At 75.5% G+C, this 11,344-nt stretch carries 1 protein-coding gene; it reads right to left on the bottom strand.

Translation table 11 applies throughout. The features are described from left to right. Window positions 1–59 precede the first annotated feature (59 nt). Entirely contained in the window at window positions 60–11,339 is an 11,280-nt protein-coding gene (locus ACZ5D2_RS34370) for a type I polyketide synthase (RefSeq protein WP_468934890.1), read from the bottom strand. Window positions 11,340–11,344: the final 5 nt, after the last annotated feature.

Raw genomic sequence — 11,344 nt, 5'->3', positions numbered from 1 at the left:
TCAGTGGAGTGGTGCGGTGGTGCGGGCCGCGAAGGTGTGCACCGTGGTGGTCCGGGTGCTCAGGCGCCGTCGAGCTCCTGGTCGATGAGCGCGAAGATGTCGTCGACGGTGGCGCTGCGCAGCCGCTCGTCGGACGCCTCGTCGGGCGGGGTGCCGCCGGCTGCCCCGTCGGCCGCGCCGCCGTCGCCGAGTGCTGCGAGCACGCCGTGCAGGCGGGCCCGGATCCGGGACCGGACCAGGTCGTCGTCGGCTCCGACGGCGGCGAGGGCCGTCTCGAACCGCTCGAGTTCGCCGAAGACCGCGAGGGCCGACGGGGCGGGTGCCCGGTCGGGTACGAGGTCGAGCCGGATCCGCTCGGCGAGGGCGGCGGGCGTCGGGTTGTCGAACACGAGGGTGGCCGGCAGCCGGAGTCCGGTGGCGGCGCCCAGCCGGTTGCGCAGCTCCACCGAGGTGAGCGAGTCGAAGCCGAGCTGCTTGAACTCCCGGTTGCGGTCGACGTCGCGCGGGCCGCCGATGCCGAGCACCGCCGCCACCTGGGTGCGCACCAGGTCGAGGAGGACGCCGTCCCGTTCGGGCTCGGACAGGGCGCCGAGCCTCTCGCGCAGCGCGGCGGCTCCGTCGGCCGCCACGGCCTCCCGGGCGGTGCGCCGGGCGGCCCGGCGGACCAGGCCGCGCAGGACCGCCGGGACCTCCCTCGCGGAATCCGGGCCGGCGGTGGGCGCGGTGGTGTCGAAGCGGACCGGCACCGCGACGGCGTGTTCGCCGGTCCTGGCCGCGTCGAAGAGCGCCAGGCCCTCCTCGGCGCGGAAGGACACCAGTCCGGAACGGGCCATCCGCCCGCGTCCTCGCTCGTCCATCCCGGAGGCCATGCCGCTGTCGGCCCACGGGCCCCAGGCCAGGGCGGTGGCGGGCAGGCCGGCCGCCGCCCGGCGCTGGGCGAACGCGTCCAGGAACGCGTTGGCCGCGGCGTAGTTGCCCTGCCCGGCGCTGCCCAGGGTCGCGGCGACGGAGGAGAACAGGACGAACTCCGACAGGTCCAGGCCCCGGGTCAGCTCGTGGAGGTTGAGCGCGGCGTCCACCTTGGGGCGCAGTACGGCGTCCAGCCGGTCCGCGGTGAGCGTGGCGACCAGGCCGTCGTCGAGCACCCCGGCCGCGTGGATCACCGCGGTCAGCGGCCGGTCGGCGGGGATCCCGGCCAGCAGTGCGGCGAGCGCGTCGCGGTCGGCGGCGTCACAGGCGGCCACCGTGACGGTCTCGGCGCCCCGCGCGAGCAGGTCGTCGCGCAGGGCGGCCGCTCCCTCGGCGGCCGGCCCGCGCCGGCCGGCGAGCAGCAGGTGGCGTGCGCCGTGGCGGTCCACCAGGTGGCGGGCCACCAGCCCGCCGAGGGCACCGGTGGCGCCGGTGACGAGTACGGTGCCGGAGGGGTCGGGTGCGGCGGGGACGGTGAGGACGAGCTTGCCGACGTGCCGGGCCTGGCTGAGGTGGCGCAGCGCGTCGGGTGCCCGGCGTACGTCCCAGCAGGTGACGGGGAGCGGGCGCAGCGCCCCGGTTTCGAACAGCGCCACCAGTTCGCGGAGCATGGCGCCGATGCGTTCGGGTCCGGCCTCGATGGTGTCGAAGGCGGTGTACGCGGCGCCTCGGTGTCCGGCCGCGACCCGCGCGGGGTCACGGACGTCCGTCTTGCCCATCTCCAGGAAGCGGCCGCCGTCGGTCAGCGTGCGCAGGGAGGCGTCCACGTATTCCCCGGCGAGGGAGTTGAGGACGACGTCCACACCACGGCCGCCGGTGGCGGTCAGGAACCGCTGCTCGAAGCCCAGGTCGCGGGACGAGGCGAGGTGCTCCTCGTCGAGGCCGTCCGCCCGCAGGGCGGCCCATTTGCCGGGGCTCGCGGTGCCGTACACCTCGGCGCCGAGGTGCCGGGCCAGCTGGGTCGCGGCCATGCCGACGCCGCCCGCCGCGGAGTGCACCAGCAGGGTCTGCCCGGCCCGCAGGCCGGCCAGGTCGACGAGGGCGTAGTAGGCGGTCAGGAAGACGATCGGCACCGACGCGGCCTCGGTGAACGTCCAGCCGTGCGGGATCCGCGCCACCATCCGGTGGTCGGCGACGGCGAGCGGGCCGAACGCCTCGGGGACCATGCCGAACACCCGGTCCCCCACCGCCAGTGCGGTGACCCCGGGGCCGGTCTCGCAGACGACGCCCGCGGCCTCGCTGCCCAGGCTGGCGGCCCCCGGATACATGCCGAGTGCGATGAGGGCGTCGCGGAAGTTGACGCCCGCCGCGCGCACGGCGATCCGGACCTGGCCCCGGCCGAGCGGGGCGGTGGCCGCGGGGTTCTCCGTCAGGGCGAGGTCGTCGAGGGTGCCGGTGGCGCCGGTGGCCCCCGTGGTCAGGCGCCAGGCGGTGGCTCCGGGAGCGGGCCGGAGGCTGTCGCCGGGTGACCGGCGGGCGAGCCGGGGGACGTACGCGGCGCCGTCGCGCAGCGCGAACTGGGGTTCGCCGGTGGCGAGCGCGGCGGGCAGGGCCCGGCCGGACGGGCCGTGGCCGTCGGGGTCGTCCGTGTCGACGAGGACCAGGCGTGCGGGATTCTCCGACTGGGCGGACCGTACGAGGCCCCAGAGGGCGCTCTGGGCCGGGTCGGTGACCGTGGCGCCGGGTGTGGGGGCGACGGCCCCCCGGGTGAGGAGGACCAGCCGGGCGTGCGCGGTCCGGTCGTCGCCGAGCCAGGTCCGCAGCGCTTCGAGGCCCTGCCGGGTCACCTCCCGTACGTCCTGCGCCGTACCGTCGCCGGTGGCGCGCGGGGCGGGCATCAGGACGGTGTGCGGGAGTCCGTCCGCGGCGCCGGGGGCGGCCAGGAGTGCGAGGAGACCCTCGTGGTCCTCGACCCGGGTGATGTCCGTGGTGGGTCCGGTTTCTCCCGGGGTGAGGGCGGGCCAGTCCATCCGGTAGAGGGTGTCCTGGTGCTCGGCCTGCCGTGCGGTGGACAGCCGGTCGGCGGTCACCGCCCGCAGCACGAGGGACTCCACGGAGGCGACCGGGCGGCCCGTGGCGTCGGCGACGAGGAGGGACACCGTGTCCGGGGCGGGTGAGGTCAGCCGGACGCGCAGGCCGGTGGCACCGGTGGCGTCCAGCCGTACGCCGCTCCACGCGAACGGGATCCGTCCCTGCCCGGTGTCCGGGAGCAGGCCGCCCAGGCCGACGGCGTGCAGGGCGGAGTCGAGCAGCGCCGGGTGGACGCCGAAGCCGTCGGCGGGGGTGTCCTGCGGCAGGGCGACCTCCGCGAACACCTCGCCGTCGCGCTGCCACACCGCGCGCAGGCCCTGGAACACCGGCCCGTAGCCGAAGCCGATTTCCGTCAGCCGCTCGTAGTACCCCTCGGCGGGAACGGGCCGCGCGCCGGCGGGCGGCCACTGGGAAAGGTCCGCCGCCGGATCGGGCCGTACGGGCGCGGCCGCCGGCGCCTCCGTGGCGAGCACGCCGACGGCGTGCGTCGACCAGGGTTCGTCGGGACCCGCACCGTCCTGCCGGGAATGGACCCGCACGGGCCGGCGCCCGGTGGCGTCGGGTCCGGCGACGGTGACCTGGAGTTGGACGCCGCCTCGGGAGGGCAGGACGAGCGGAGCCTGGAGGGTGAGTTCGTCGACCCGGTCACAGCCGGTCTCGTCGGCGGCCCGGATCGCGAGGTCGACCAGCGCCGTACCGGGCAGCAGCACCGCTCCCATGACCTGGTGTTCCGCCAGCCAGGGGTGCGACGCGAGCGACAGCCGCCCGGTGAGGACGACGCCCTCGCCGTCGGCGAGGCCCACGGCGGCGCCGAGGAGCGCGTGGTCCGCCGTTCGCAGGCCGGCACTCGCGAGGTCCCCGACCGCGGGGCGGGTGTCGAGCCAGTAGCGGGTGCGCTGGAAGGCGTAGGTGGGGAGGTCTACGGGCCGGGCGCCGCGTCCGGCGAAGACGGCGGTCCAGTCGACGGGCGTGCCGTGGACGTGGAGGTGGGCGAGGGCGGTCGTGACGGCCGTCGCCTCGGCGCGGTCGGTCCGCAGGAGGGGGACGGTGACCGCGTGCTCGTCCAGGGAGTCCTGGGCCATCGCGGTCAGGACACCGCCGGGTCCGACCTCCAGGAAGGTACGGACGCCCAGATCGGCGAGGGAGGTGACCGCGTCGCCGAAACGGACCGCCTCGCGGACGTGGCGCACCCAGTACTCGACGGAGCAGAACTCCTCCGGCGACACCGGGCGGCCGGTGAGGGTGGAGACGACCGGCACGGCCGGGGCGTCGAAGGTGACCGTTTCCAGGGTCGTGCGGAAGTCGTCGAGCATCGGGTCCATCAGCGGGGAGTGGAAGGCGTGGGACACGGAGAGCGCCTTCGTCTTGCGCCCGTCGGCCGCGAGGCGTTCGACGACCGCCGCGACGGCGTCCTGTGCGCCCGAAACCACCACGGCGGAGCGGCCGTTGACCGCGGCGATGCCCGCACGGTCCTCGAACCCGGCCAGCAGGTCCCGTACCTCTTCCTCCGAGGCCTGCACCGCGACCATCACCCCGCCCGTCGGGAGGGCCTGCATCAGCCGGCCACGAGCCGCCACCAGAGCCGCCGCGTCGTCGAGCGAGAACACACCCGCCACGTGCGCGGCGGCGAACTCACCCACCGAATGACCCGCCAGGAGGTCCGGCCGGACACCCCAGGACTCCACGAGCCGGAACAGCGCCACCTCGACCGCGAACAACGCCGGCTGCGTATAACCGGTCCGGTCCAGCAGGTCGGCGTCCTCGCCGAACACCACACCCGCCAGGGGACGTTCGAGGTGCTGGTCCACATGGGCACACACCGCGTCGAACGCGTCCGCGAACACCGGGAAGGCCTCGTACAGATCACGCCCCATCCCCGGCCGCTGACTCCCCTGCCCCGAGAACAGGAACGCCGTCCGGTGGTCCGTGGCAGCGGTGCCACGGAGTGCCGGGGCCGCCGGTCCGGCCGTGTCGGGCGCCGCCAGTGCGCGCAGCGCCGGGAGGAGTTCCTCACGGTCGCTGCCGAGCGCCACCGCCCGGTGCTCCAGGGCGGCCCGGGTCGTCGCCAACGACAGGGCCACGTCGACGGGTTCGAGTTCCGGGTGGCCCTCGATGTGGGCGAGGAGGCGTTCGGCCTGGTCCCTCAGGGCTTCCGGGCTGGTTCCCGAGAGGAGCCACGGGACGACGCCCGGCGCGGGGCGCTTCCCGGCGGGGGCCGGGGGCTGTGGCGGGGCCTGCTCGATGATGACGTGGGCATTGGTGCCGCTCACGCCGAAGGAGGAGATTCCGGCGCGGCGGGTGCGCTCGCCGTCGGCGGCCCAGTCGACGGCCGAGGTCAGGAGCCGGACCGAACCGGCCGCCCAGTCGACGTGCGGGGTCGGCGCGTCCACGTGCAGGGTCGCGGGGAGGACTCCGTGGTGCATGGCCTGCACCATCTTGATGATCCCGCCCACTCCGGCGGCGGCCTGGGTGTGCCCGATGTTCGACTTCAGCGAGCCGAGCCACAGGGGCTGGTCGCCCGGCCGGTCCTGGCCGTACGTGGCGAGGAGCGCCTGGGCCTCGATCGGGTCGCCGAGCCGGGTGCCCGTACCGTGGGCCTCCACCGCGTCCACGTCGGCGGCGGCCAGTCCGGCGTCGGCCAGGGCCTGCCGGATCACCCGCTGCTGCGCCGGACCGTTGGGCGCGGTCAGGCCGTTCGAGGCGCCGTCCTGGTTCACGGCCGATCCGCGCACCACCGCCAGAACCCGGTGGCCGTTGCGGCGCGCGTCGGACAGCCGCTCCACCAGCAGGAGGCCGACGCCCTCGCCCCAGCCCGTCCCGTCGGCGGCGGCCGCGAAGGATTTGCAGCGGCCGTCGGCGGCCAGTCCGCGCTGGCGGCTGAACTCGATGAAGGCGTTGGGGCTCGACATCACCGTCACGCCGCCGGCCAGGGCGAGGTCGCACTCGCCTCGCCGCAGGGCCTGGGCGGCGAGGTGCAGGGCGACCAGCGAGGACGAGCACGCCGTGTCCACCGTCAGCGTCGGCCCTTCGAGGCCGAGGGAGTAGGCGATCCGGCCGGAGACGACGCTGCCGGAGCTTCCGGTGCCGATGTAGCCCTCCAGGTCCTGCGGGACGCTGAGCAGGCGGGCCGCGTAGTCCTGGTAGCCGGAGCCGATGAAGACGCCCGTGCTGGTGCCCCGTAGCGAGGTGGGGTCGAAGCCGGCGCGCTCGAACGCCTCCCAGGAGGTCTCCAGGAGGAGTCGCTGCTGGGGGTCCATGGCGAGGGCCTCGCGGGGCGAGATCCCGAAGAACTGCGGGTCGAAGTCGGCGGCGTCGTAGAGGAAGCCGCCGTCCTTGGCGTAGGTGGTGCCGGGCCGGTCGGGGTCGGGGTCGTAGAGCGACTCCAGGTCCCAGCCCCGGTCCGTGGGGAAACCGCCGATCGCGTCGCGGCCGTCGGCGACCAGGCGCCAGAGGTCCTCGGGGGTGCGTACGTCGCCCGGGTAGCGGCAGCTCATGGCGACGATCGCGACGGGCTCGTCGTCCCCGCAGGTGCGGGCCGCGGCCGGCGGCCGGGGGGCGCCGGCGGTCTCCCCGGTGTCGGCCGCCGTCAGTTCGCCCAGCAGGTGTGCGGCGAGCACGGCCGGGGACGGGTGGTCGAAGACGAGGGTGGCCGGGAGGTGGACACCGGTGGCCTTGTTGAGCCGGTTGCGCAGTTCGACGGCGGTCAGGGAGTCGAAGCCCAGTTCGCGGAAGGCCCGGTCGGCGGCGACCGCGTCCGTGTCCTGGTGGCCGAGCACGGCCGCCGCCTCGCCCCGTACGAGTGCGAGGACCGCGCGGGTCCGCTCGGGCGCGGTCAGGGTGAGGGCCCGGCGGACGAACTCGGTTTGTTCGCCCCGGCCCGCCCCTCCCGGAGCCGAACCGGCGGCCGCTGTCACTGCGGCTGCCGTCAGGGCGGCGGCGGCCTCGGGGACCTCTCCGATCAGCGGGCTGGGCCGGAGCAGGGTGAAGGAGGGTGCGAAACGGTCCCAGGCGACGTCGGCGACCGTCACCGCCGTCTCGTCGCGGTCCAGGGTTCCGCGCAGCGCAGCGAGCGCCGACGCCGGGTCGAGGGCGGGCAGTCCGCGCTTGCGCAGCCGCTCCTCGGCGTCGCCGTCCTCGACCATTCCGCCGCCCGCCCACGGCCCCCAGGCGACGGCCGTGGCGGTGAGTCCCCGTGCCCGGCGGTGCTCGGCGAGGGCGTCGAGGGAGCCGTTCGCCACCGCGTACGCCGCTTGCCCGGCCGCGCCCCACACTCCGGAGATCGACGAGAAGAGGACGAAGGCGTCCAGCGGGCGATCGCCGAGCAGGTCGTCCAGGTGGCGGGCACCGGCCGCCTTGGCGGCGAGGACGTCCGCGAACCGCTCCGGCGTCGTCTCGGCCAGCATGCCGGGCGTGCCCACTCCGGCGGCGTGCACGACGGCGGTCAGCGGGTGCTCCCCGGGCAGTCCGTCGAGCAGTCGGGCCACCGCGGTCCGGTCGGCGATGTCGCAGGCCTCGATGGTGACCTGCGCTCCGCGTTCCTCCAGTTCGGCGCGGAGCGCTTCGGCGCCCGCCGCCGCCGCGCCGCGCCGGCTGGTCAGCACCAGGTGTGCCGCGCCGGCGTCGGCCAGCCAGCGGGCCACGTGCGCGCCCAGGGCTCCGGTGCCTCCGGTGATGAGCACGGTCCCGCGCGGCTGCCACCCGGCGGTCGTGCCGTGCGGCCCGGCGTCCGTCCGTGGGGAGCGGTGCAGCCTGCGTACGAAGACTCCCGCGGCCCGGACCGCCAGCTGGTCCTCGGCCGCGTGGGCCCCCGCGAGCGCCCCGGCGAAGCGCCGTGCGGCGCGGTCGTCCAGTACGTCGGGCAGGTCCAGCATTCCGCCCCAGCGGGCGGAGTGCTCCAGTGCCGCGGTGCGGCCGAGTGCCCAGACCTGTGCCTGGAGCGGGCTGCGCAGCGGGTCGGAGGGACCCGTCGACACGGCGCCCCGCGTCGCGCACCACAGGGGGGCGCCGAGGGTGGCGTCGTCCAGGGCCTGGACGAGCGCCAGGGTCGCGGCGAGTCCTTCGGGGAGCGCGGTGTGGACGGGGTGCGGCCGTTCGTCGACGGCGAGTAACGAGAGGACGCCGGCCACGGTCCCGCCGTCCACCGCGGTGCGCAGGAGGTCGGCGAGGTCCGCCCGTACGGTGCCCGGCTCCACGGGTACGGTGCGCACCCGTGCGCCGTGGTCGCGCAGGGCCCGCAGCGCGGCCGCCGCCCAGGGGTCGTCCGCCGGGTGTCCGGCGGGCAGCACGACGAGCCAGGTGCCGGGTAAGCGGATCTCGGTGGCCGCGGTCGCGGCGGGCTTCCAGACGGTGCGGTAGCGCAGGCCGTCCAGGGTGGAGCGTTCGCGGTGCCTGCGCCGCCACAGGGTGAGCGCGGGCAGGACCGCGCTGAGAGGTGCGTCGTCCGCCAGGTCGAGCCGCTGCGCGAACGCTTCGAGGTCGGCGCTCTCCACGGCCTGCCAGAAACCGGCCTCCACCGGGTCCGCCGCCCCGGTTTCGGTCCGCTTCGCGGAGAAGGCCGTCCCCTCCAGCCAGTACCGGCGGCGCTGGAACGCGTAGGTGGGCAGGTCGGGGAGTACGGGGCCCGGGGCGCCGAGCAGGGCGTTCCAGTCGGGGGTGATGCCGTGGACGTGGAGCCGGGCCAGCGCGGAGGCGACCGCGAGGTCCTCGGGGCGGTCCGTGCGCAGGACCGGCAGGGTCACCGCCGTCTGGGTGTCGAGGAGGTCCCGGGCCAGGGCCGTCAGTACGCCGCCGGGACCGATCTCCAGGAACACCGACGCGCCGGCGTCCGACAGGGCGCCGACCGCGTCCGCGAAGCGCACGGCCCGGCGGACCTGACGCACCCAGTACTCGGCACGGGTGGCCTCTGCGGTGGTCATCGGGCGGCCCGTGACCGTGGACACCACCGCGATGTCGGGCTCGGAGAAGGTCACCTCCTCGGCGACCTTGCGGAAGTCGTCGAGCATCGGGTCCATGAGGGGCGAGTGGAAGGCGTGGGAGACGGTCAGCGCCTTCGTCCTGCGGCCGTCGGCCGCGAGCCGGCCCGCGACCGCGGCGACCGTGTCCTCGGCGCCCGACACCACCACGGCCGACGGGCCGTTGACGGCGGCGATGTCCGCACGGTCTTCCTGCCCGGCGAGGAGGTCCCGTACCTCTTCCTCCGAGGCCTCCACGGCCACCATCACGCCGCCCGTCGGGAGGGCCTGCATCAGCCGGCCGCGCGCCGCCACGAGCCGCGCCGCGTCGTCGAGGGAGAACACACCCGCCACGTGCGCGGCGGCGAACTCGCCCACCGAATGCCCGGCCACGAAGTCCGGCCGGACGCCCCAGGACTCCATCAGCCGGAACAGGGCCACTTCGATGGCGAACAGCGCCGGCTGCGCCTGGCCCGTCTGGTCCAGCGGCTCTGCGTCGGCTCCGAACACCACGTCCCGCACGGGCCGTTCGAGGTGGGCGTCCAGTGCGGAGCAGGCGGCGTCGAAGGCCTCCGCGAACACAGGGAAGGTCGCGTAGAGTTCACGCCCCATCCCGAGCCGCTGGCTCCCCTGCCCCGAGAACAGGAACGCCACCTTCTTCTTCCGGGCCGCCGTGCCGTCGAAGACGTGGCCCGTCGGCTCGTGGCGGGCGAAGGACGCGAGGGCGGTGAGCAGTTCGTCGCGGTCCCGGCCCACCACGGCGGCGCGGTGCGGCAGTCCGGCCCGCTTCGTCGCCAGCGCGCGGGCGATGTCGGCCGGCGGGGTCCGCGGGTGTTCGCGCACGTAGGCGAGGAGTCGCCGGGCCTGTTCGGGCAGCGCCTCGGCGCTGCGGGCCGAGAGCGGCCACAGGAGGGGGGTCCGGGCGGGCGCCGCGGGCTCGGGAGCCGCCACCCCGTCCGCCGCTTCGGGAGCGGGTTCGGGAGCCGGTGCGGGAGCCGGTTCGGGGGCGGGTTCCTCCAGGACGACGTGCGCGTTGGTGCCGCTGACCCCGAACGAGGAGACCCCGGCCCGGCGCGGCCCCTCCCCCTCCGGCCAGTCGACCGGCTCCGTCAGCAGCCGGACGGCGCCCGCCGACCAGTCCACGTGCGGCGAGGGCTCGTCGAGGTGCAGGGTGCCCGGAAGCACCCCGTGGTGCAGGGCCATGACCATCTTGATGACGCCGGCAACCCCCGCCGCGGCCTGGGTGTGGCCGATGTTCGACTTGAGCGCACCGAGCAGCAGCGGCCGCCCGGCCGGCCGGTCCTGGCCGTACGTGGCGAGGAGCGCCTGGGCTTCGATCGGGTCGCCGAGCGAGGTGCCGGTGCCGTGCGCCTCGACGGCGTCCACGTCCGCCCCGGTCAGGCCGGCGTTGGCCAGTGCCTGGCGGATGACCTTCTGCTGCGCGGGGCCGCTGGGGGCGGTGAGGCCGTTGGAGGCGCCGTCCTGGTTGACGGCGCTGCCCCGGACCACGGCCAGGACGCGATGGCCGTTGCGGCGGGCGTCCGAGAGACGCTCCACGAGCAACATGCCGACGCCCTCGGACCAGCCCGTGCCGTCGGCCGCGGCCGAGAACGGCTTGCACCGGCCGTCGGCGGCCAGCCCGCGCTGCCGGCTGAACTCCATGAACGCGCCGGGGGTGGACATCACCGTCACACCGCTGACCAGGGCCAGTGAGCATTCGTCCTTGCGGAGCGCCTGGGCGGCGAGGTGCAGGGCGACGAGCGAGGACGAGCACGCCGTGTCGACCGTGACGGCGGGCCCCTCGAAGCCGAAGGTGTAGGCGAGGCGTCCGGAGATGACGGCGGCGGCGTTGCCCGTGCCCAGGTATCCGTCGAAGTCCTCCGGGGAGGTGGACAGCCGTGCGTAGTCCTGGCCGTTGGTGCCGGCGAAGACTCCGGTGCGGCTGCCGCGCAGTGCGCCCGGGTCGATGCCGGCCCGCTCGAACGCCTCCCAGGCGGTCTCCAGGAGGAGCCGCTGCTGCGGGTCCATCATCAGCGCCTCGCGCGGCGAGATGCCGAAGAACCCGGCGTCGAAATCGGCGACGCCGTCGAGGAATCCGCCGTGCCGTACGTAGCAGGTGCCCGCGTGGTCCGGGTCGGGGTCATACAGGGCGTCCAGGTCCCAGCCGCGGTCGGCGGGGAAGCCGGATATCGCGTCGCCGCCGTCGGCCACCAGCCGCCACAGTTCCTCGGGCGAGGTCACCCCGCCGGGGAAGCGGCAGCTCATCGCGACGATGGCGATGGGCTCGTGGGAGTCGGAGGTCAGTTTTCGGTTCTGCCGGCGCAGCCGCTCGGTCTCCTGAAGGGAGGCCCGCAGTGCCTGAACGATCTTGTCGTTCGATGTGGTCATCATGT

The sequence above is a fragment of the Streptomyces sp. NPDC031479 genome (genome assembly GCF_055581065.1).
Note: the sequence above shows the minus strand (reverse complement) of the source record. Positions and strands in the feature narration are given on the sequence as shown.

Bases quoted from the DNA above. Each gene is read 5' to 3' on its own strand.
- ACZ5D2_RS34370 (WP_468934890.1), bottom strand. From the start codon at position 11,339: ATGACCACATCGAACGACAAGATCGTTCAGGCACTGCGGGCCTCCCTT.